20 protein-coding genes are annotated in these 21,180 nt (G+C 54.0%); 12 read left to right on the top strand and 8 right to left on the bottom strand.

Annotation, left to right across the window (positions count from 1 at the left end; translation table 11 throughout):
* Nucleotides 1-11 precede the first annotated feature (11 nt).
* Complete coding sequence (locus tag QEH53_RS01150) at nt 12-521, top strand: hypothetical protein (RefSeq protein WP_309021281.1); 510 nt, start codon at nt 12-14, stop codon at nt 519-521.
* A gap of 60 nt (nt 522-581) precedes the next feature.
* Here QEH53_RS01150 and QEH53_RS01145 read toward each other — a convergent pair whose 3' ends face one another.
* Nucleotides 582-857: a hypothetical protein gene (locus QEH53_RS01145; protein ID WP_309021280.1), complete on the bottom strand. Its 276-nt coding sequence runs from the start codon at nt 855-857 to the stop codon at nt 582-584.
* A 126-nt stretch (nt 858-983) separates the two neighbouring features.
* Between QEH53_RS01145 and QEH53_RS01140 the strand changes: the two genes are divergently transcribed.
* The 10 genes from QEH53_RS01140 to QEH53_RS01095 all read left to right on the top strand — a co-directional run bounded on the left by QEH53_RS01140 (nt 984) and on the right by QEH53_RS01095 (nt 11,979).
* Nucleotides 984-2,237, top strand: coding sequence for a DUF2851 family protein (locus QEH53_RS01140; RefSeq protein ID WP_309021279.1), 1,254 nt, complete (start codon nt 984-986; stop codon nt 2,235-2,237).
* A gap of 105 nt (nt 2,238-2,342) precedes the next feature.
* Entirely contained in the window at nt 2,343-3,602 is a 1,260-nt protein-coding gene (gene nusA, locus QEH53_RS01135; RefSeq protein ID WP_309021278.1) for a transcription termination factor NusA, read from the top strand.
* A gap of 66 nt (nt 3,603-3,668) precedes the next feature.
* Nucleotides 3,669-6,182 carry a translation initiation factor IF-2 gene (gene infB / locus QEH53_RS01130; RefSeq protein ID WP_309021277.1) on the top strand — a complete coding sequence of 838 codons (2,514 nt, stop codon included), beginning with the start codon at nt 3,669-3,671 and terminating at the stop codon, nt 6,180-6,182.
* Nucleotides 6,183-6,278: 96 nt separating this feature from the next.
* Nucleotides 6,279-6,665: a 30S ribosome-binding factor RbfA gene (gene rbfA, locus QEH53_RS01125; protein ID WP_309021276.1), complete on the top strand. Its 387-nt coding sequence runs from the start codon at nt 6,279-6,281 to the stop codon at nt 6,663-6,665.
* Nucleotides 6,662-7,669, top strand: a complete 1,008-nt coding sequence (locus QEH53_RS01120) for a DHH family phosphoesterase (protein ID WP_309021275.1) — start codon at nt 6,662-6,664, stop codon at nt 7,667-7,669. The genes rbfA and QEH53_RS01120 overlap by 4 nt, the downstream gene beginning before the upstream one ends.
* Nucleotides 7,670-7,673: 4 nt before the next feature.
* Complete coding sequence (gene truB / locus QEH53_RS01115; RefSeq protein ID WP_309021274.1) at nt 7,674-8,399, top strand: tRNA pseudouridine(55) synthase TruB; 726 nt, start codon at nt 7,674-7,676, stop codon at nt 8,397-8,399.
* Nucleotides 8,400-8,413: 14 nt separating this feature from the next.
* A complete protein-coding gene (gene ribF, locus QEH53_RS01110) occupies nt 8,414-9,361 on the top strand; it encodes a riboflavin biosynthesis protein RibF (RefSeq protein WP_309021273.1) in 948 nt (315 codons plus the stop codon).
* A complete protein-coding gene (locus tag QEH53_RS01105; RefSeq protein ID WP_309021272.1) occupies nt 9,351-10,103 on the top strand; it encodes a TlyA family RNA methyltransferase in 753 nt (250 codons plus the stop codon). The genes ribF and QEH53_RS01105 overlap by 11 nt, the downstream gene beginning before the upstream one ends.
* Before the next feature lie 64 nt (nt 10,104-10,167).
* Nucleotides 10,168-11,007, top strand: a complete 840-nt coding sequence (locus QEH53_RS01100; protein ID WP_309021271.1) for an NAD(+)/NADH kinase — start codon at nt 10,168-10,170, stop codon at nt 11,005-11,007.
* 15 nt (nt 11,008-11,022) lie between these two features.
* Nucleotides 11,023-11,979, top strand: coding sequence for a type II secretion system F family protein (locus QEH53_RS01095; protein WP_309021270.1), 957 nt, complete (start codon nt 11,023-11,025; stop codon nt 11,977-11,979).
* A gap of 12 nt (nt 11,980-11,991) precedes the next feature.
* Here QEH53_RS01095 and QEH53_RS01090 read toward each other — a convergent pair whose 3' ends face one another.
* The 6 genes from QEH53_RS01090 to cysS form a co-directional block, all read right to left on the bottom strand.
* On the bottom strand, nt 11,992-13,170 hold the full coding sequence (locus tag QEH53_RS01090) for a hypothetical protein (RefSeq protein ID WP_309021269.1): 1,179 nt from the start codon (nt 13,168-13,170) through the stop codon (nt 11,992-11,994).
* 192 nt (nt 13,171-13,362) lie between these two features.
* Entirely contained in the window at nt 13,363-13,551 is a 189-nt protein-coding gene (locus QEH53_RS24130) for a DUF5060 domain-containing protein (RefSeq protein WP_345785690.1), read from the bottom strand.
* Between the two features lie 99 nt (nt 13,552-13,650).
* Complete coding sequence (locus QEH53_RS01085; protein WP_309021268.1) at nt 13,651-14,940, bottom strand: serine hydrolase domain-containing protein; 1,290 nt, start codon at nt 14,938-14,940, stop codon at nt 13,651-13,653.
* A 150-nt stretch (nt 14,941-15,090) separates the two neighbouring features.
* On the bottom strand, nt 15,091-16,152 hold the full coding sequence (locus QEH53_RS01080; protein WP_309021267.1) for a glycosyl hydrolase: 1,062 nt from the start codon (nt 16,150-16,152) through the stop codon (nt 15,091-15,093).
* A gap of 101 nt (nt 16,153-16,253) precedes the next feature.
* Complete coding sequence (locus tag QEH53_RS01075; RefSeq protein ID WP_309021266.1) at nt 16,254-17,648, bottom strand: glycosyl hydrolase; 1,395 nt, start codon at nt 17,646-17,648, stop codon at nt 16,254-16,256.
* Nucleotides 17,649-17,747: 99 nt separating this feature from the next.
* On the bottom strand, nt 17,748-19,184 hold the full coding sequence (gene cysS / locus QEH53_RS01070; RefSeq protein ID WP_309021265.1) for a cysteine--tRNA ligase: 1,437 nt from the start codon (nt 19,182-19,184) through the stop codon (nt 17,748-17,750).
* A gap of 93 nt (nt 19,185-19,277) precedes the next feature.
* Between cysS and hemB the strand changes: the two genes are divergently transcribed.
* Nucleotides 19,278-20,303: a porphobilinogen synthase gene (gene hemB, locus QEH53_RS01065; RefSeq protein ID WP_309021264.1), complete on the top strand. Its 1,026-nt coding sequence runs from the start codon at nt 19,278-19,280 to the stop codon at nt 20,301-20,303.
* Nucleotides 20,304-20,396: 93 nt separating this feature from the next.
* Here the strand turns inward: hemB and QEH53_RS01060 are convergent, their stop codons facing one another.
* Nucleotides 20,397-21,155: a hypothetical protein gene (locus QEH53_RS01060; RefSeq protein ID WP_309021263.1), complete on the bottom strand. Its 759-nt coding sequence runs from the start codon at nt 21,153-21,155 to the stop codon at nt 20,397-20,399.
* Nucleotides 21,156-21,180 lie beyond the last annotated feature (25 nt).

The raw sequence follows: 21,180 nt of genomic DNA, 5'->3' as shown, positions 1-21,180 counted from the left end.
AATACGAAAATATGAAAAGAAACTTACATACATTTTTCGCTGCCGCAGCGTTTTACGCGGCATGTCTGTCAACCTCGAGTGCTCAGGATCACGAGCATGACTTCGAGGCGCCCAACGGCGGGCGTCTGGTGACCAACGTCGAGCCGCATGCCGAAATCTACGTCGCGGACGATGGAGAAGTGAAGGTTACGTTCTTAAGCGACCATGGCGAAGTCATTCCTCCTGCCAAGCAACTCATAACACTTGTCGGGGGAGATCGCATGGATCCTATTCGTACGAACTTCGAGAAGATCGGGGAATCATTTGTGTCCGAGGAAAAGCTACCGATGGGCAAGGCGATTCCGCTAGTTGTGCAGTTTCAGGAAGAGCCCGGTGGAAAAACGTACCGCGAGCGCTTTCAGCTAAACATGTCCTCGTGTCCAACCTGCAAATACAAGGAGTATGCCTGTACTTGCCACGAAGAGGAAACGTCTGCTGGCGACCACGGTCACGACCACGACGATCATTCGCACAGCCATTAGGACGAGTTGAAGTCGAGGGTAGCGATCCGTAGAGGCACATCGGTGCCGGATTTGCCTCAGCTACCGTCGTCTATGGGCGGCGGTAGCGTTTTTCTTCATGCGGCGCCAGGTAAAGTAGATGGCGAGGCCGACCCAGATCCACCAGGCTCGCAAGAGATTTTGTGCCATCACCCGAAAGACGGGCACCAAGATCACCAGGGCAGCTCCAGCCAGCAGGCCAATCCAGAGTGTCTTGCTCTTTAGGACAGCGAGCAGACGCCCCGGCTTCGCTTGAGGCTTATTTTCTCCGGGGAGTTCGTCGACGACTTCCCAATCTGGCTCGTTCTTCGGGGACATTGGGTGGGATTTGCAGCGAAAGGGGGAGTGGCGTCAATGCTTTGTCCCGTAGAATGCGTCGAAAGAAAACGCTTGGTCGTGGGCGCGATGTCCCTAGGATCTCGGCGTCCAATCACCCTGTTACCCATGCCTCAGTCTACTCATCTGCAATCCGTGGAGGAATTCCACGGTCCCTACGGTCCCTACCAAGTCAGCGAACTGGTCCTGCAAAAGATATGGCTCGAACAAGCCTTCGACGTTTCCCGCCTGCGGGACCAATCGGCGCGCAGCATCGAGGTCGAGCATCCAGGGACGTGGAATCGACTCGAAGGGCCAGACTTCAAAGGAGCTGTGATACGGATCGATGGAGTGGAGTTTCGCGGCGACGTTGAAGTGCATTTTTCGCAAGCCGACTGGAAGGCTCATGGTCACGATAGCGATCCAGCCTACGATGGAGTGGTATTGCACGTTCTCTACTACACTCCTTCGGAAAGGGTGACGACGGCGCGAACAGCGTCGGGGGCGGAGCTGGCATCGGTCGCTTTGTTGCCGTTGCTCTGGTACTCTCTGGAGGAATACGCAGGCGAGGACTCGTTGATCGCTTCGACTGGTGTGGATTTGAGACCGGAGGTGGATAAGCTATTGAATTTTTCCTTAGCGGAACGAAAGCGACGGCTCATCGCCCACGCTGAGCACCGTTGGACAATGAAGGTTCATTACGCGGCACAGCGCATCGAACGTCTCGGTTGGGCGAGGGCGTGCCATCAAAGCGCCTTGGAGGTCATGGGATTTGCTCGGAATCGAGTTCCTATGTTGATGATTGCTGAGCGGCTCTCGCTTGGTGACTTAGCGTCCGGGATTCATTCCGCAGAGGAATTGATGCAAATCGGAGGTGAACGCTGGCGGCTCAGCGGTTGTCGGCCGGCGAACCATCCGAAGCTGCGGTTGCAGCAATATTTATCGTGGGTGGCAGAAGCGAGGGACTGGCCGCGGCGGCTGGCTACCATGAGAGATCAGTTGCCTGAGATTAAACCAGGTCCAAGGTATGACGATTGGGGGACTAGGACATTGCGGGGAGAACTGGGGGTGAGTCGACTTCGCAAAGCTATGGTCGAGGAGGTGTTGGTTCGTAAGATCGGCGGTCCCAAAGCGGACACTCTAGTTTGTGATGCCTTGCTCCCGCTGTTAGCGGCGGTAGAGGGTGGTGGCGCCTTCGCGATGTGGTTTCATTGGAATGCGGGGAACGCTCCGGAGTCTTGTGCCGAGGCCTTGCGGCTATTGCAGGTTTTGGAGCGTGGGCGAACCCCGATGGGCAATGGCTGGCTGCAGGGAGTGCTAGGTTCCAAAAGCCCTACTTCTAGAGGGGCCAGTGGGGCGGCTCGCTTCCAAGCACACGCTTGACTTTCTTAATGTCGGGAAATTTAGTGCCCGCTTCACAATTTCAATTATTTTTTGAAAGTGGGTCATTGACCCGCTTTTTTTTTCAAATACGCACCAACTTCTAAGATGAGCAGCGAAATTCTTTCAGTCCTTGAGTACATGGAAAAGGAGAAGGGGATCGGTCGTGAAGACATGATCTCCGCTATTATTACGGCTATCAAAAACGCCGCAGCCAAGGGCGTGAACGCTGGCCAGGAACTCAAGATCACCATCGATCCTCGTCATGGTAAGATGAACGCATGGGCACTGCTCAACGTTGTAGATTCGGTAAGCGATCCTAAGACCGAGATCTCTCTTGAGAAAGCTCGTTTAGTCGACGACGAACTCAACATCGGAGACGTCTTCGAAAAGGAAATCGACCCGGCTTACCTCGGTCGTATTGCGGCCCAGACGGCTCGCCAAGCGATCATGCAGCGCCTCCGCCAATTCGAGAAGGAGCGCATTTACGACGACTTCAAGGATCAGGTTGGTGACATCGTGAGCGGTATCGTCCGTCGGCGCGAGCGCGGCGATCTCATCATCGATCTCGGCAAGGCCGAAGCGATGATGCCATCCCGCGATCAGGTTCCTGGCGAAGACTATTCTCCTGGCGAGCGCATTCGTTGCTTCCTTCTTAAAATAGAAGCGACCAACCGTGGTCCAGAGCTCATCCTTACTCGTTCGAACCCGAAGTTTGTTCTACGCCTTTTCGAACTCGAAGTGACGGAGATCGCCGATGGTACCGTAAAGATCGAAGCATTCTCCCGCGAACCTGGCTACCGTACCAAGATTGCGGTAACCTCCTCGGACCCAAAGGTAGATCCAGTCGGAGCTTGCGTCGGAGCTCGTGGTGCCCGCGTCAAGAGCATCGTTCGCGAGCTCGGCGGCGAAAAGATCGATATCATTCGTTACTTCGAAGATCCTAAGGAAATGGTGCTCGAGGCGCTCAAGCCAGCGATCCCGCGTGCGATCCATATGGATGATCGCAACCGCCGTATCACGATTGAGGTTTCAGAAGATGACCTCGCCATCGCGATTGGGCGTAAGGGACAGAACGCCCGCCTCACTTCCAAGTTGGTTGGTTGGAAAATCGACATCATGAAGGAAGAGGTGAAGGTGGTCACGATGGAGACCAAACAAGCCGAAGCTGCCGAAGGCCTCAACCAGATCGAGGGTATCGACGCTGCGACTGCGGAGCGTCTTGTTAACAATGGTTTGATCAGCCCTGAGCTCTTCCTCGACGTAGAGGTAGAGGACTTGGCTGAAATGGGATTCTCCGCTGAAGAAGCGGCCGATATCCTAGCTAAGGTGACTCAGTTCCTACAGTCGCAGAACATATCCTCCTAAAAGGCGTAGACTAGAATACCGCCTCCGTTTACTACTCATTTTTTACAGCGACACACATTTCCCTGCATGAGCGTTAGAATCTACCAGTTGTCTAAAGAAATCGGTCTGGAAAACAGCGAGCTAATCGACCTGCTGCGCGAGCGCGGCTTCGAGGTTAAGAGCGCGTCCAGTACGGTCGACAACATCTCCGCCGAATCCCTCCGCGAGGAATTCGCCAATAAAACCTCTGCAAGCGAAAGCGTTTCAGACGAGGCTGCCTCCGAGCCGGAAACAAAAGAGCCTGCTGCGCCCGAGCCGCCTTCAGCACCGGACCTAGCGTCCTTTGTACGCAGTCCTGAGGATATTGCTCGTCAAAAGGATGAAGCCAAAAAAGCGGCAGCTGCTGCGGCCGCTCCTAAGCCAGTGGCTCCGCCTCCGCCCCCTGCGGCACCTGCACCGGTGGCTCCACCGTCGCCGCGTCCTGCGGGCCCGCCCCCTATGGCTCCTCCATCTGGACCGGCTCCTGTCGCACCGCCGTCGGCTAGCAAGCCTGCTCCTGCCGCGCCGAATTCCGTATCTCCACCGGCTACGAATCCGGGGGTGCGCCCGGCTCCATCTGCTACTCCACCTCCTGTTCCAGGAAATAAGGCGCCCCAAACGGCTCGACCTGCAGCTCCTGCAGCTCCCGCTCCCAAGGCGCCACCCGCTCCGCCGAGCGTGGGAGGACCGCCAAAGCCTCCAGCTCCGGCTGGTCCAGGCGCTATGTCACCTCCATCGGAAGCGAAGGCTGGCGAAGCTGCTGCCCCCGCCGGAGACCCGGACGAAATCAAGCAAATCACCTTAAAGCCACCTATCGTGGTGCGGGACTTCGCCAAGGAAATTGGCGTAAAGCCCTTCAAGCTCATCTCTGAGCTCATGGAAATGGGCATATTTGCCTCTGTTAACCAGAGCCTCGAAGAGGACGTCGCTAGCACTCTCGCGGCCAAGCACGGCTTCCTGTTGGAAATCCGTCACCGCGGCGAAGGCAACAAGGCCAAGAAAAAGCAAGCAGCAGCTCCCGTTGACGAGAAAGAGGAGCTCGAGCATCGTCCTCCTGTCGTCTGTATCATGGGCCATGTCGACCACGGAAAGACCTCTCTGCTCGACTACATCCGCAAAGCCAACGTCACTAAGAGCGAAGCTGGCGGCATTACTCAGCATATCGGTGCCTACCAAATCGAGCACAACGATCACAAGATCACCTTCCTCGATACTCCTGGCCACGAAGCCTTCAACAGCATGCGTGCTCGCGGTGCGGACGTTACAGACATCGCTATCTTAGTTGTAGCGGCAGACGACGGTTTCAAGCCGCAGACGGACGAAGCCCTTAAATTTATCCAGAAGTCTGGCGTACAGCCAATCGTAGCGATCAACAAGATCGATACGAAGGGTGCCAACGTCGAGCGCGTGAAGCAGCAGATGCAGGAACGCGGCATCGCCTCGGAAGACTGGGGCGGCCAGACCATTTGCGTCGAGTGTTCCGCTATCAACGGAACAGGGGTTGAAGACCTCCTCGACATGGTTCTCTTGCAGGCAGAAGTTCTCGAACTGCAAGCCAATCCAAAGAAGCCCTCGACCGGTATCATCATCGAAGCGTCGATCGAAGTCGGCCGTGGTCCGACTGCTACAATCATCGTTCAAGCCGGTACCCTAAAGGTAGGCGATGCCCTCGTCTGCGGCGCGGCTTCTACGAAGGTCAAGGCTATGCTCGACGAAAACGGCAAGCAGGTGAAGGTGGCTCCGCCATCGACCCCTGTTCGTGTCATCGGTTGGTCTAGCACTCCTGATTGCGGCGACCAGTACGAAACCGTGAAGAACGAGAAGGTTGCCAAGTCCAAGGCTTCCGAGAACGAGATCGAAATAAAGGCCGATCTCGCAGCGATGGAAGACGAAGCGACGGCCGGCATGACCCCTCAGGAGAAACTCTTTGCTGCGATTGCCAAAACCCAGAAGAAGACTTTGCGGGTGATCGTGAAGGCGGACGCCTTCGGTTCTTTGGAAGCGATTTGCCAAGCGCTCAACTCCATCGAGAGCGAAAAAGTTGCCCTCGAAATCATTGGCAAGGGAGTCGGTGTTATCAGCAAGAGCGACGTCGAGAAGGCGGCTGCTGGAGATGCGGAAGTGATCGGTTTCAATGTTCGTTCCGACAATGGCGTTCAAGCAGTTGCCAAGAACAAGGCCGTTAAGACTTCCTCCTTCCAGATCATTTACGAACTCGTCGATCGCGTTCGCGAAGACATGGTCGAAATGCTCGATCCAGAGTTCCGCGAAAATAAGATCGGCGCTGCGGAAGTACGTGCTGTATTCCCGATCGCCAAGGGCTTCGTGGCCGGTTGTTTGGTTACCGAAGGTCGCGTATCTCACGGAGCCAACGCTCGGGTGCTTCGCCGCAGCAAGGTATTGCACGACAGCAAGATTCTCACCCTGCGCCGCGTGAAGGACGACGTGAAGGAAGTACGTGCCGGTACCGAATGCGGTATCCAGGTCGACAGGTTTAACGACTACAAGGCGGGCGATACCATCGAAATCTACGAAGTGCACGAAGTACGCGCCGCGCTTTAATCTTTAGTTCAACTAATGTAGGAGCGACCTTGGTCGCGATGACTCTTTTCCCAAAAGTAGATTCGCACCCGAGGTCGCTCCTACTGTCTTTCGATCATGAGCAATAGAAAAGTTAGAGTTGGCGAGCTGGTCAAACGTGAGATCAGCGATATCCTGCACACGCGGTTCAAATCGAGCGCGGTCTTGATCACGATCACGGAGGTCGATGTTTCCCCCGACAACAAGAACGCGCTCATCTTCTATTCGGTAATCGAGGCGGATGGTTTTACCCGAAAGAAGGCCCAGCAGTTTTTCGCGAAAAACACTTCCATGTTCCGCCGCGAATTGGGGAAGCGCATCGTTCTGAAGTTTCTACCTGCCTTGACCTTTGCCTTCGACGAGAAGAACCGGGCGGCTGCCATGGTGAACGAGTTGATCGACGAGCTTGTAGCGCCAGAGAGCGATGCCAGCAAGTCCACCAGCGCCGACAAGCCAGACGCATGAGCTACTACCCCCAGTTGGCCGAGCGCTTCAGCGAACTCTTCGCCAGCATCGCGAACGACAGGGTATTGGTTCTCGGACACGCTCGACCGGATGGTGACTGCATCGGTTCTCAGCTCGCTTTGACGCGATTACTGCGAACTGAAGGCGTGGACGCTGTAGCGTACAACGCGGATCCAATTCCAGATGCCTTGTCGTTTTTGATGGCTGAAACAGAAATCGGGAAGCTCAGTCCGGATGCCTTGGATGGAAGCCCTCTTATTTTCGTCGATTGTGCGGATCAGCTGCGCATCGGTCCCAAGTCGAGCAAGCTAATCGAGAGGAGCCACTTCCTCGGCAACATCGATCACCACATTTCGAATACAAAGTTCGCTAACTTTAACCTTGTCGAATCCAGTAGCGCCGCGACGTGTGAGATCCTCGCCGGATTGGCGTTTGATTTTGGGTGGGACGTGGACCCCTTGACGGCTCAGTGCCTGCTCACGGGAATCATGACCGATACCGGACGCTACTCCTACGCTGCCACGAGCAGCCGTGTATTCGAGCTCAGCGCGCGTTTGGTCGACTGCGGTGCGCGTTCGGTCGTAAGCGCTCAATCTCTTTATGAGAACGAGCCTCTTTGCCGACTTGAGCTTTTACAGCGATTCCTTGCGACTTTGACCACACATTGTGAGGGTAAGCTGGGCACCGGTTTCCTCTTGCATCAAGATTTTCTGGATACAGGAGCTAAGTACGAGCACACGGAAGGCTTCGTTGATTACACGCGGGCTATCGAAGGCGTTAGAGTAGGGGTTTATTTCGAGCAGAAGAAAACGACGGTGAAAGGAAGCTTCCGCGCGGAGACTCCTGATTATCGCGTCGACCAACTCGCTAGACAATTTGGGGGTGGTGGTCATGCCTGCGCCGCTGCATTCAGTACGGAGGAGTCACTTGAGGAGATTCGACCCAAAGTATTTGCTGCCATCGAGCAGCGCCTAACCGAAGTAGAGCAGGAAAAAGAGATTTAGAAAAATGGAACAGAAAAGAGATCTTGAAGGCGTATTGCTAATCGACAAGCCCACCGGAATGACCTCCCATGACGTAGTTGACCAAGTACGTCGAAAATTGAGAATGAAGCGTATTGGACACGCGGGTACGCTTGATCCTATGGCCACTGGTTTGTTGATCATCCTCGTGGGTAAGGCGACGAAGCTGTCTCAGTTTCTGACTAGCATGGATAAAACCTACTCGGGTACTATCAAGCTCGGTGAATCGACTAATACGCAAGATGCGGATGGGGAGATTACAGTTACGAAGCCATTGCCGGAAGGCCTTACTCAGCTGAAGGCACAGTTCGCTTTGAGCGATTTCGTAGGCGATCAGTACCAAACACCGCCTATGTTCTCTGCGGTTAAGATCAATGGTCAACGTCTCTACAAGCTTGCCCGGAAAGGGCAGGAAGTCGAGCGAGAGCCACGCTTCATCCGTGTATCTAAGTTTGAAATTACACGCTTTGAACTTCCTGAAATCGACTTTACTCTCGATTGTTCAAAGGGCACATACGTGCGCACTTTAGCCAACGATTTTGGCGAAAAACTAGGTTGCGGGGCTCATCTGATCGCTCTGCGCCGCGATGCGTCTAACGAGTTTGATACTTCGCGCTCTGTCCGTCTGGACGACTTCAAGGAAATGGAAATTTCTGAAATTGAGAAAAAGCTTATTCCGGCTCACGAAGCCATGCCGGAAAATCGTCTCTAAATTGCGAATACAGAATGAGCGGGACGCTTCAGTTCGAAAGTTTGAGTTCGACCCAATACGCGGTCGATTGTCCCGTGCACCTTGCGGTTGGAATGTTCGACGGTTTGCACCGCGGCCATCAGTTAGTGATTGATTCCGCCAAAGCTGCCGCTCGGCAAAGCGGCGGCGTATGCGGGGCGCTTACTTTTTGGCCTCATCCGAGCCGTCTCTTTCGCCCCGACGATCCGGCTCGAATGATCCTTAGTCCAGAGTTGAAGCGGCTGGAACTCACCAAGCTCGGTTTGGACTTTATTGTCGAAGAGCCTTTCACCCGCGATTTTGCCTCTATCGAGGCAAGAGATTTTCTGGCTCATCTAAAATCGGAAGTTCCCTCTTTGGCCTCTGTGCACGCAGGAGAAAACTGGCGTTTTGGCAAAGGACGGGTGGGCGATATGGGAGACTTAGTTCGCCAAGGCGAATCTATGGAAGTGTCCGTGAATGCAGTGCCTTGCTTAGAGTCAGAAAAGGAGCGCGTGAGTAGCACGCGTATCAGAAACTTACTGACAACGGGCGATATTGCGAAGGTGAACAGATTGTTGGGCTACGAGTACTACAGTATCGGAACCGTTACACAGGGGAAGCGAATGGGTCGGACCATCGATGCTCCCACTTTAAACCTACCGTTCGAAGGTGATCTGAAGCCCGCCTATGGTGTGTATGCAGTGAGTGTGTCGGACGTGTCATTGCCACACCAATACAAAGCGGTAGCAAACTTTGGGCTGCGGCCCACGGTAGAGATGACTACCAAGCCCTTGCTGGAGGCCTTTCTGCTCGAAAGATGTCCCTTCGACTATGGGCATCGGTTGAAGGTGATCTGGCACAAGTTCCTGCGTCAGGAGCAAAAGTTCAGTGGGGTGGATGAACTAAAGCGTCAGATCGCCAAAGACGTGGAGGAGGCGAAAGCGTTTTTCGATGGCCAGTAAGAAAAAGAGGCTCGATGAAATCGTGCTAGAGCGGGGGTTCGCTAGTTCACGCAGTGAGGCGAAGGCTTTGATCATGACCGGAAAAGTTCGCCTCGGAACGGAACGGCTCACCAAATCAGGAGCCAAGTACGAGGAAGAGATCGAGATCGAAGTAGAGGCCAGTCAACGCTTTGTCGGCCGAGGTGGGGAGAAGTTGCTCGGCTGGATTGAGCAGTTCGGCTTGGACTTCGAAGGGTGCCAAGTATTGGACGTCGGTGCCTGCACCGGAGGCTTTACTGATTGTGCGTTGCAGCACGGTGCTGTCGGCGCGACTTGCGTTGATGTAGGGTACGGACAACTACACATGAAGCTACGTAATGACGAGCGGGTCACGAACTTGGAAAAGACCAATGCCCGCTATTTGACAGCTGAACTCTTGCCGCGAGATGCCTACGATCGAATGGTAATGGACCTTTCTTTCATCTCCCTTAAGACGGTGCTTCCCTGTGTCTGGCCGTTTTTAAAGGTAGACGGAGTGTTGGTAGCTCTGGTCAAGCCGCAGTTCGAAGTAGGGAAGGCCATCGCCGACAAGTTCAAAGGGGTGATTCGTGACGAAAAAGCGAGGGAGAAAGCCATGGAGGATGTTAAAGCGTTCGCGTTGTCGGAGCTTGTTGGAGCTGAGTACATCGGAGAAATGGTCTCTACCATTAAAGGCGGGGACGGTAATGTGGAGTTTCTTCTGGGCCTCAGCAAACGAGCTTGAGCGAGCGGATGCGCTTAGCGTTTGAAAATCAGGAGTTTATCACTTTCATCTTTCGAGGCACTTCATGACGGCAATCAAGAAACTAGCGTTTGTGATCAATGGCTCCAAGTCGGGGTCACATGAACTTGTAGACAGACTGGCCGCCATCGCTAGCGATCACGGAATCGAGTCTCGCAATATCAATGGGTTCCCTGTTCCCGAGGGAAGCCTTGAGGGAGTGGATGCCTGCTGCGTTGTTGGTGGAGATGGTACTTTTCTAAGTGCGGCCTCTGAAGCGACGAGGCAGCAGATACCGGTCATCGGGGTGAATCGCGGTACACTTGGTTTTTTGACCACCTATACAGCTGAAGAGATTGAATCCTTGTTTCCCTCGGTGCTGGCTGGGGAATTCAAAGTGCAGGGACGCTCCTTGCTGGCGTGCTCGGCCCAAGATAACCACATCGATTTGGCTTTGAACGACGTGGTGGTAAAGGCGGCGGATTCGAGCCAGATCATTCATATTAACGTTTTTGCGGACGATGAATTTGTCACGACTTACGTTTGCGATGGATTGATCTTCGCAACTCCAACCGGTTCGACTGCATACACACTTTCAGCGGGAGGTCCGCTTATGCATCCGGATACAGAAGCCATTTCGCTGACTCCGATTTGCCCGCACACCCTGAGCAACCGATCCATTATCTTTCCTAGCAACGTTAAGCTTCGCATCGAGAATGCGAAGCCCGGCCAGCGATTGTTGGTGGCTTTGGATGGTCAGCGAAACTTGAATATCCTAGAAGGTAGCTCGTTAGGGGTTTCCGTATCCGAGCAACGGCTACAGATCGCCCAAAAGCTCGATTATTCGCATTTCAACGTGGTTCGCCACAAGTTGAAGTGGAGTGGTGGATACGCGGGAGAGGCTTAAAATCAAGGTAGCACGATGGCCACTCTTTCCGATAAAAATCTGGCCGATTGGCTCGAACAGGTAGCGGATGGCTTGGATGCTGGTTTGCAGGCAAGTAATGCAGTAGGACTTGCGAAGAGGTTGCCAGCCGACAAAAGCGATAGCCTAGAAGCGGCTTTTCAGAATGGAGAGGCTTGGGGTGATTCTTTGGAATTCGCATCGCTTTCGTTGTCGTATGCGGAACTTTCTATACTGAAAGCATCCGATCTCTCAGGACGTTTGCCCGTAGCCATGCGTCGCATCGCCACGGCGCGGCGAGAGCGAGCCAAAGTGAAACGACGCATGATGTTGGCCCTCGCCTACCCTCTCTTCCTGCTCCACTTTGCGGCTCTCGTGTTCTCCATTACGTATTTGGTCGACGGAGACGTCTCCGCTTTTTTCGTCTCGGCCGGTATGGTCATTGTGCCTGTATGGTTACTGATCCTTTTTTTGGTTGCGGGAGCGAGGCTCTTCCCGGGGTCAGCGACTAGCGTAATGCGCTACATGCCCTTCTTTTCTGGATACAGGTGGAGTTGGGAGGTAGGAACTATGTGTGAAGTGTTGGCGGCGGGCTTCGCTGCGGGGATGAATGTCCGACAAACGTGGGAAATAGCAGCTAAAGCGGCAGACAGTCCTAAGCTTTATCGCCTCACTGATGCCATGCTCGAAGCTATCTCAAACGGGAATAAGGTAAGTCAGGCGATTGCCAATTGTGGGAAGCGAGCACCTAAAGGCTTGGCTCAACTTTACCGCAGTGGCGAAGAGACCGGTACCTTAGCAGAGAATCTGGATGCCGCAGCAAAACGCTACTTTGCTGACGCAAAAAGCCGCCTTGTACTGGCAAGCGTGGCGTATCCTACAATTGTTTTGTTAGGGATATTTGGATACGTTGGTTACAAAATCGTGAGCTGGTTTGGGAACTACTACGACGAGCTCTCGAAGATCAACGGTTAATGCAGTGAACGGTTATTCCAAGTTGAAATGCAGTGCTGGCGCTTGGCTTCCGTCGCCGTTTTCTGAGTCATAAATCGAGGCGGAGATTGCTCCAAGAGGCTTTATTATGATTCCGGAAGTGGTACCGTCGAGGAGGCGTTGCATAACGGGACGGGAGAGGGTGACGTAAGTCTTGCCGCCTCTGTCTTCGGCGAGCTCGGTGTCGAAGATCATTTGACTGTTGATCAGCGTTTCGAGGTCCTCTCCGTGGGTGAAGCTTTCGTAGGTTGCAGTGGATTGATCCCATGACCGGTCTCCGCCAAATATTTCGATGACACGAACCTTTCCGAATTCCACTCCGAGGTCTTCGCCGTAGGCTCCGATGTAGTTGCCTCCTTTAACGATGGATTGAGTGGAAAGCTCCAGTATGCCCGGTCCCGCGGCTTTCATCCCCTCAGCTGCTCCGAAATCCCAACGCAGGATCGGCCATTGGCTGGAGTTGACAGTAAGGACTCGGTCCTCTCCGTTTTTCCATTCGTGGAAATTCACTTCCGGAAAGTCTGGGTTAATGACAAGGTCATGCGCTACGGACAAATGCTCAGAAAAGCTGTCCAATTCTGCTGTCTCGGGGTGGTAGACTAAGGGCTCGCCGAGTTCTGGCGCGTTGGTTGCGGCTTTCACGATATCTGCTTTGTAGTAGTCGATGTCTAGGTAGTAGTGGTCATGGCCCCAGTCTGTGATGCCTAGCTGCACGTTTAATTCGTCGCCCGGTGAGGCATCGAGGTCTTGGGTTGTCATGCTGATCGTACTCCAACCTGATGTGTCAGAGACATCGAATTCGCGAAGCTGTTTGTGGTAGTCGGTCGTTCTTTGGGTATTGATCATGACATTGATCCGCCTCGGCCCGACACTTGGGCGGACCCTTATCTCGACTCGCAGTTCGTAAGCTGGATCCTTGAGCTTTTCAAGATCCAGAAAACGGGACAGGTCTTGCTTCATGATCGCCCACCAAACGTTGTACGGATCTTTGGTGGCATCCACGGATAGGCGGGCGTAGCCTCCGCGAGGTACGAGTTCCATCTCTGCCCAGCCATCGCCGGTCATAGTGAACCAGCCTTCAATTTCGTCTCCGTCGAAGTCATCGAAGAACTGCCCGTGACAGGTTATTGCGGATGTAAGAGTGAAGAGGCAAGCGGTGGCGAGGTTTCTCATAGAATCGAATGTTTTCGTATTGTCGGAACGGTGAATAATTAGGCGCTGTAGAGACGAGTTAGCTTTGCGGGCCAGTCACTGCCGTCTGCAGGGAAGGGTGGGCTTTTCAAATGCTCTTCAGAGTCTGTCTTGATCTTCAACGTTTTAAGCCAGTCGCCATTTCGCGGGTTGTACCAACTCCATTGATACGTGCTAAAGGCACGAATCCTCTGTAATACCGTCCCAGAACCCGTAAACTCGTTTTGAAAAATTTGGCCCTTCCAGTTCTATCCAGCAGTCGCCTTCTGTGTATGGGTTCTCGTATTCGGCCTGAGAATACAGGTGAATTTCTTGGACTTCGCAGACATGGACCTCTTCGGGCTCTAGTCGAGTAGGCTGCATTAGTGTTTCCAGATAGGAGGCTGGCGAGTGCGATAATTGTGATTGCGAGCCTTTGAATCATAATGGGTACGAGTTCAATTGGCGAGCGCGAGGCTTGGATTAGCGGTCGTCTTTCGGCGCAGCGGCTGAAGCGTCGTCGAAATAAATAGCGTCGCGAAAGTCCTTGTGGGCAGGAACCGCCCCAAAGGGCATGAATTGCGCAAAAAGCACAGCGGCGATATCGTTGACCGGATCTACCCAGAATAGGGTGCTCGCGCGGCCGTCCCAGAAAAATTCACCAATTTCCCCGGAGCTTTCCTCTGGGGTGGCGGGTGAGGCGATCCGTACAGCGAAGTCGATTCCGAATCCAACTTGTCCTTTTGAAGGAAGCCAGATGCTGTCGGTCAGAGTTGCAGGTAAAGCGTTTGTAGCCATGAGTCGAACGGTATCGGGTTGGAGGATACGAGTGCCTTCGAGTTCACCTTCGTTGAGTAGCATTCGTGCGAATCGCATGTAGTCGTCGAGAGTGGAGATTAGGCCGTATCCACCGGGAGTGAGAGCTCGAGGTTCTTGATTGAATTCGATACGTTCCATATCTTCGACTTCGAAGGAGCCGTCGTCTTGCTTGACGTAAATTCGGGTGCGCCTGTTGTCGTGCTCTGGACCGAAGTAGTAGGCCGTCTCTTGCATGCCTAGCGGTTTGAAGATGTTCGCTTTCAAGTATTCGTCGAAAGGTTGACCGCTGATTCGTTCGACAAGGAATGCTTGAAGGTCGACGGAATCTCCGTAGAGCCAGCGTTCGCCCGGGTGGCAGGCAAGAGGGACTCGGCCGAGTTTTTCAGCCATCTCTGTAAGCGTATTGTTGAAGTTCCTGGGATCTTCTGCGAGGTAGGCCTGAGTGATCGGACCATCGGGTGATTCACCTCGGCTGAAGCCAGCGGTGTGGCGCGTTACGTCGCGAATCGTGATAGGCCGTTTAGGCTTCTCGTAAATGGGATCACCCTTGTCGTCGTTACCCGAATACACCTTGAGGTTCGAGAATTCCGGCGCGTATTTGGAGAGCGGGTCGTCGAGCTTGAATTTCCCCCTATCATAGAGGGTCATCAAGGCCACACCGGTGATTGGCTTAGTCATCGAGTAGATGTAAGCCAAAGTGTCGCGTCTCATTGGGCGATTGGCTTCACGCTCAGCAAAGCCGTGGGCACCGAAATATACTTCTTCACCTTTTTCGTACACGAGTCCCGATACGCCTATCAGTCCGTGTTCGTTCACGAGGTTGGCCAACGCGTTGTCAACTCGAGTTGCGTCGACGAGCCGGGTTGCCTGGCCCTCAACGGAGACTGGGCCAGAGATCGCGAAGGCTGCTAGGATAAGGGTGGCGAGTGGGAGACTGAATTTGGCTTTCGACATTGGCGCAGGGGCGTGGATGGGGTTCCCGTCAATGTAGCACATTATGCGAACGTCGACGCAATAGCCTCGGTCGTTCTTTTTAAAGGATGAACGGCTCCGAGGCCAAAAAGGACCGCGAGCTTCACTTGTCTGCCCTCCTGAGCGATAGAATTATTCGGGAGCTTGGTAGACCTTGAGCTCGGCTACCTCTTTCTCGAAAAGGGTCGCTTCGTGTTCGTAGAACTTGCGGAAGCCTTCCTTTGAAGCTTCTGGCGATCCGGAATAGGGGGTGTAGGGGCCTGACCAGTCCGAATTGATCCAAGTGAGCACCCAAGCGACGTGGCGGGCCTTTTCGCTGGCGAGAATGGGCTCGAGTACACTGCGGGTCCACCAGTCCGGTTGAGTGTTGTGGTAATCGACGGTCCCGGAGGTGCCGTAGCCAGTTTCTGTGAAGGCGGCTACTTTGCCCCGTTCTCGGGCGAAGTCGACGGCCACCTCGAGGTTTTTCACCATGTCCTCCACTGTGAACCAAGTTACCTCTGGGTTACCCTGGCCGTAACCATCGAAGCCAATCACGTCTACGTAATCATCTCCTGGATAGTATTCCAAAGGGAACGATTTGTCGGGCGACCAGCAAAAAAGGATGTATTCAGAACGTTCGGACATGTATTCGACAAGGAGCTGGAAGGCTTTGCGGTAGGTCTCTGGGCCACCTTCCAGTCGGCTGCCCCACCAAAACCACTTTCCGTTCATCTCATGGAAGGGGCGAAAGATGATGGGAAACTGCAGGTCCTCGTTGACGATCTTCAGGACTTCGTCGAGGTGTTGGTAGAACCAAGTTACATCTCCCGAGCTGTCGTCATTTTCAACAACGTTGTGGAGGATCTTGGCGTCTTGCTCGTGCCAATTGTGAGAGTCGCCGTATTTGCCGAGCCAATGGTAGTCGAATGTCACGATAGCGCCCGATTCGTATGCGGTGAGGGCAGCGAGTTTGTGGGACAAGCGTTCGTGTGCGTCCTTGTCGATCAGGTAGTGGAAGTCGGAGCCATGAATGCCCGGATGGTCGCCGACTACGTCCTTCACGTCAGATGTATCCGGTGCGTTGATACCTTTCATCTCCCGTTGGTAGCTGAGCGGAAACTCTTGGCCGAAGATGATCTTGTCTGTATCCCAGGCAAGCTGGTGAAGGTTTGCGAGAAGGTGAGCTGTTTCCGGGGTGACCTCAGAGTTCACGGGAGCGCTAGGTTGACTATGGGCACAAGCCGCTATTAGGCAGGATTTTAAGAAAGCAGTCGAAAGGATGCGTTGGCTTTTCATTTCAGGAAGAGAGCAAATTAATCAGTCGGTGGCGCCGCGTATACGTCGAGGGCTGCCACTTCGTTTTGGAAGAGTGTACTGGGGGAATCGTAGAAAGTTTTGAAGTCGTCTTTAGCAGCTTGAGGCGAATCTAAATCCGGAATGTAAGGGCTGGCCCAAGGAGCGTTGATCCAAGTGAGGACCCAAGCTATTTTTCCGGCATTCTCGTCAGCTGCTATAGGATGGAGAATATGAGTGGTCCACCAATCCGGATCGTTGGTTTCGAAGGATCCGTTCCCCGCATAACCCGTTTCGGATAGGACGGCGACCTTCCCATGGGCTTCCGCAAAGTCGATCATTTCGGTTAGTTTGCCAAGTGGGCGTCCTGAGTCGGTGACGTTATAGATGTCGCGGCCTACGATGTCGACGTAGGCGTCACCGGGGTAGAACTGTTCGAAGTCGGAGAGAGCGACGTCGGGAGACCAACAGAAGAGCAGGTAGTCGGTGCGTTCGGACAGGTACTCCACGAGCAGCTGATAAGCCTGTCGATAGGTCTCAGCCCCGCCCTGCATTTGGCGGCCCCACCAGAACCAGTTGCCGTCCATTTCATGGAAAGGGCGGAAAACGATAGGGATCTGCAGGTCATTATTTATGATACCTAGTATTCGATCCAAACTTTGGTAGAACCAAGTCACATCGCCACGGGAGTCGTCGTTGCGCACCACGTAGTCGAGGATCTTGTTGTCGTCGGTTTGGGATTGGTAGTTACCGCCATACTTGCCTGCCCAGTGGTAGTCGAATGTCACGATGGCTCCGTTCACGTAGGCCCGCTTGGCGGCAGCGATATGGAAGTCCTCCTCCCAAGGGCGATCAATCATGTAGAGGAAGTCAGACCCGTGTACGCCTGGATGATCGCCGATCACGTCCTTACTGTCGGACTGGTCGATGTCCCCATTGCTTCCTCCCGTATCGTAGCTCAGCGGAAATTCTTGCCCGAACGCGTATTGCTCTGGATTCCATCCGAGGCGGTGGATGTTCTTGAGAAGGTTTCGGGTTTCTTGGATTATTGAGGAGTCCACGGGAAAAGGGCCCTGCAAAGGCGTGAGTCGCATAAAGGCTGTCTGTTCGATCATGATGTCGAAAACGATATTCCAACTTCCGTCACCGTTGTCGGACTCTGAGAAAATAGAGACGGCTCCGCTGGAATGTATAGTCCAAGTCCCACTTTGGCTGTTGAAATTTAGTGGGTATGAGGTCCAGCTTTGCAACTCTCCAGAGAGCTCCACCGCGAAGATCTGGGTGGTCGTGGTTTCGTCAACCTGTAGCTCCGTTCTCAGCCAATGAGTATTCTCAGTCAAAACGACCTCTGAAGCTGCGGAAGTAGCGGTGATAGATAGAAGAGAAAGGGCGATGTACAGAAATCTTAGGGTCATTTTCGGGGTTATTTTGAGACCACGAAAATAACTTGAAATCCGGGATATTGGTAGGCGAACGAGCGTATAGAATTAGAGTCTGATTTACAGACTAGGAGCTTAAACTTTCTCGAGCACGAATCCGTCCTTGCCATCGAGAGCTTTCCAGCCGGCCGCTGCGAGCTCGTCGCGTAAGGCATCCGCAGCTCCCCAGTCTTTGGCTTGCTTCGCTTCCCAACGTTTTTGGGCGATGGCCTTGATTTCCTTGGGAGCTTCGACTTTCGATTTTCCGATTACGACTTGGTCCAGGTCATATCCGAGGGCGAAAATGAGCTTGTGGAACGGTACGACAGCTTCGGCCCCAGGCTTCGACTTCATGGCAGTGAAGATGCCGCCGAGGGCTCCTGGGATGTTCATGTCGTGGGAGAGCTTTTGCCATGCGTCGGCGAACTGGCCCCAATCGTCGTGGAGGTGCTTCCCTTTGTTGATCTCTTTGAAGACGGCTGAGCGTTTGAGTCCAGCAGCCGTGAGGATCTCGTCGGAAAACTTGCGAAGTTTGACTAGGGCGCTTTGGGCGGCGACGAGGGAGTCGGCGTTGAAGTTGATCGTCTGGCGATAGTGGCCGGAGGTGAGGGCGTAGCGGAGCACGACCGGCGCGTAGCCTTTGGCTTCGATATCGTCGACGGTGAAGAAATTGTTGAGGCTCTTAGACATCTTGGCGTTGTCTACGAGCAGGTGGGCAGCGTGTATCCAGTATTTGAAGAATTGCTTTTGGTGCCCGCAGGAGCACTCTGATTGGGCAATTTCGTTTTCGTGGTGTGGGAAGGTGAGATCGACCCCGCCGGAATGGATGTCCAAGTTGTTGGCTAAATATTTCATCGCCATGGCGGAACACTCGAGGTGCCAGCCAGGACGCCCTTCACCCCAAGGGCTTTCCCAGTAGACGTCGCCATCGGTGGGCTTTCGGCTTTTCCACATGACAAAGTCAGCGGCTGAGTCGCGCGAGTATTCGTCGGCGTCGACGGCGCCTTTGTCCTCGTCGTTGGGCGTTGCATCGGTGAGGAGTTCGCGATCCTTAATACGAGATAGCTTCCCGTATCCATCGAATGAAGACACGCTGAAATAGACGGATCCGTCCTCGGAGGCGTAAGCATGACCGCGCTCGATGAGGTCTTCGATCATCTTGATCTGCTCTTGGATGTGTGCAGTTGCCTTTGGCTCGATTTGGGGGGCGAGCATGTTGAAACGGTCGCAGTCCTTGTGGAAAACCTCAGTCCAATGCTCGGTGAATTCGATGAGAGGACGTCCTTCCTCGATGGAGCGAGCGATAGTCTTGTCGTCTACGTCGGTAAGGTTGCGCACGTGGATGACCTTGTAGCCGGCAGTTTGCAGGACGCGCCGCATTACATCCTGGTTGAGGAAAGTGCGGAAGTTGCCGATGTGGGCTTGGGCGTAGACGGTGGGGCCACAGCAGTACATGCCGACGACATTGCCTTTGGTGGGAACAATAGGTTCCGCCTTGCGAGAAAGGGTGTTGTGGAATGTGACTTCTTGCACGATGGCTAAGCTTCGGTGTTTTGGTATAAGGTGCGGAGGTTGTAGGTTTCGGTTGCGTGTTGGACGCCAATCTACAGCTTCGCTGGAAAAGCCATGAAGAGTTTCGATAAGACCGAGGATTTCAAGCTGGATTTACCCCGTCGCCCACGGCGGATGCGTCGTACTGCGTCTCTGCGGGCGATGGCGCAGGAGACTTACGTGCGAATAGAGGACTTGATCGCGCCTTTGATCGTCAAGGATTCTGGCGAAAAGGAGTCTGTCGGTTCGATGCCTGGCCTCTTTCGTCTCAACATCGAGGATCTGGTGGCGGAGTGCCGCGAGCTAGCGGACTTAGGAGTGCCTGCAGTGGCGATTTTTCCCAATATGGATCCAAGCTTGAAGGATGCGGAAGGATCGGAAGCGGGTAATCCGGACACGCTGACGCTGCGAGCTGTGAAGGCCATCAAGGCGGCTATACCGGAAATCTCGGTGATTACTGACGTGGCGCTCGATCCTTACACGACGCATGGTCATGACGGCGTGCTGAGTGAAGATGGCTCCTATGTCATGAACGACGAAACAGTAGAGCGTCTTTGCCAGATGGCTTTGCTTCAGGCTGAGGCAGGCGTGGATATCGTAGCGCCATCCGATATGATGGATGGCCGCGTGGGGGCGATCAGAGCGGCACTCGATGCAGCAGGGTTCATCCACACCGCGATTATGGCGTATTCAGCTAAATTTGCCTCGGCTTATTACGGTCCCTACCGGGAAGCGGTCGGCAGCGCCAAGGCGGCTGGCACGACCTTGCTGGGCAAGGAAACTTACCAAGTGAACCCTGCGAATCGCCGCGAAGCGATTATGGACGCTATGATGGACGAGGAAGAAGGTGCGGATTTCGTCATGGTGAAACCGGCTGGTGCTTACCTGGATATTATTCGCGAATTGCGAGACGTGTCTCAAGTGACAGTGGCTGCCTACCAGGTATCGGGCGAGTATGCCCAAATCCACGCGGCGGCGAAGTTAGGCTGGCTCGACTACGAAAAGACGCGTGACGAATCGCTGCTCGCGATCAAGCGTGCCGGGGCGGACGTGATCCTGACTTATTTTGCTAAGGAAGTGGCGACTAAGCTGAGGGGATAGTTCCTCGCAGTGGTGCCGCGGGCTAAAGCTCAGCACTACGACTTGCAAAAAAAGCCCGCTCTCATGGGAGCGGGCTTTGTATTGGAAAAATGGTTACTTGTCTTCGTCCTCTTCGTCCGAGCCGATGTCGTCATCGTCGTCATCATCGGGTGGGGGACCTTCGTAGGTGTCGTCTTTATCTTCATCGTCGTCCTCCTCGTCCCACTTCAGGCTTTCGTCCTTGGAAATCTCGGAGGTGTCCTCCTCTTCGATTTCGGGAAGGTCTTCGAAATCTTCCTCGCCGTCGGACTTGCTCGCTGAGTCGTCGTCGTCGAGCTCCCAACCTGCGGGAACGTAGTCGAGGATGTTGGTCACCTCATTGAAGAGGTGAACGGCACGGCCTTCGATGAAATTGTTGTTCTCCTCTTCGCGGATGTCGTCCTCGACTTCGTCGATCGTGAGCTTCTGCTCGAAGTCGATCAAGTCGTTGAGCATGTTCACACGAATCTTGGTGATGTGGTTGATGAAGTCAGCATAGGGGCTGTTTTCGTCATCCACGATGTTCGGCAGTCCGAAGAGAGGTTCGTCCGCGTCTGCAAAGGTCTCCTGCGAGCGAGTGAGCCGGATAAGGCCGTCCCCCAAGTTTCTCTGGATACGGAACGGTATGAACGCAGTATCGAAAAGATCTTGGTCGAGCTTATACTCCTGGAGCGGCTCGAGGAGGTCGAGGATGTGGGAAATCTGGCGCGGGTCGACAATGCTGAGTCCGTCGACGTCCCAATGGACATCGTCGCTAACTTCCACTACCCACCAGTTCGTATCCTCTCCGAGACGAACGGTACACCACTCTAACTGTTTTGCTGCTCTTGGCATATTTTACGAATTACGGTTATCCAAA

This window comes from Pelagicoccus sp. SDUM812002 (genome assembly GCF_031127835.1).
In the GTDB taxonomy this organism is placed as follows: domain Bacteria; phylum Verrucomicrobiota; class Verrucomicrobiia; order Opitutales; family Opitutaceae; genus Pelagicoccus.
This window is presented reverse-complemented; position numbering and strand designations above follow the sequence as displayed.

Bases quoted from the DNA above. Each gene is read 5' to 3' on its own strand.
- QEH53_RS01150 (WP_309021281.1), top strand. From the start codon at position 12: ATGAAAAGAAACTTACATACATTTTTCGCTGCCGCAGCGTTTTACGCG.
- QEH53_RS01145 (WP_309021280.1), bottom strand. From the start codon at position 857: ATGTCCCCGAAGAACGAGCCAGATTGGGAAGTCGTCGACGAACTCCCC.
- QEH53_RS01140 (WP_309021279.1), top strand. From the start codon at position 984: ATGCCTCAGTCTACTCATCTGCAATCCGTGGAGGAATTCCACGGTCCC.
- nusA (WP_309021278.1), top strand. From the start codon at position 2,343: ATGAGCAGCGAAATTCTTTCAGTCCTTGAGTACATGGAAAAGGAGAAG.
- infB (WP_309021277.1), top strand. From the start codon at position 3,669: ATGAGCGTTAGAATCTACCAGTTGTCTAAAGAAATCGGTCTGGAAAAC.
- rbfA (WP_309021276.1), top strand. From the start codon at position 6,279: ATGAGCAATAGAAAAGTTAGAGTTGGCGAGCTGGTCAAACGTGAGATC.
- QEH53_RS01120 (WP_309021275.1), top strand. From the start codon at position 6,662: ATGAGCTACTACCCCCAGTTGGCCGAGCGCTTCAGCGAACTCTTCGCC.
- truB (WP_309021274.1), top strand. From the start codon at position 7,674: ATGGAACAGAAAAGAGATCTTGAAGGCGTATTGCTAATCGACAAGCCC.
- ribF (WP_309021273.1), top strand. From the start codon at position 8,414: ATGAGCGGGACGCTTCAGTTCGAAAGTTTGAGTTCGACCCAATACGCG.
- QEH53_RS01105 (WP_309021272.1), top strand. From the start codon at position 9,351: ATGGCCAGTAAGAAAAAGAGGCTCGATGAAATCGTGCTAGAGCGGGGG.
- QEH53_RS01100 (WP_309021271.1), top strand. From the start codon at position 10,168: ATGACGGCAATCAAGAAACTAGCGTTTGTGATCAATGGCTCCAAGTCG.
- QEH53_RS01095 (WP_309021270.1), top strand. From the start codon at position 11,023: ATGGCCACTCTTTCCGATAAAAATCTGGCCGATTGGCTCGAACAGGTA.
- QEH53_RS01090 (WP_309021269.1), bottom strand. From the start codon at position 13,170: ATGAGAAACCTCGCCACCGCTTGCCTCTTCACTCTTACATCCGCAATA.
- QEH53_RS24130 (WP_345785690.1), bottom strand. From the start codon at position 13,551: ATGCAGCCTACTCGACTAGAGCCCGAAGAGGTCCATGTCTGCGAAGTC.
- QEH53_RS01085 (WP_309021268.1), bottom strand. From the start codon at position 14,940: ATGTCGAAAGCCAAATTCAGTCTCCCACTCGCCACCCTTATCCTAGCA.
- QEH53_RS01075 (WP_309021266.1), bottom strand. From the start codon at position 17,648: ATGACCCTAAGATTTCTGTACATCGCCCTTTCTCTTCTATCTATCACC.
- hemB (WP_309021264.1), top strand. From the start codon at position 19,278: ATGAAGAGTTTCGATAAGACCGAGGATTTCAAGCTGGATTTACCCCGT.
- QEH53_RS01060 (WP_309021263.1), bottom strand. From the start codon at position 21,155: ATGCCAAGAGCAGCAAAACAGTTAGAGTGGTGTACCGTTCGTCTCGGA.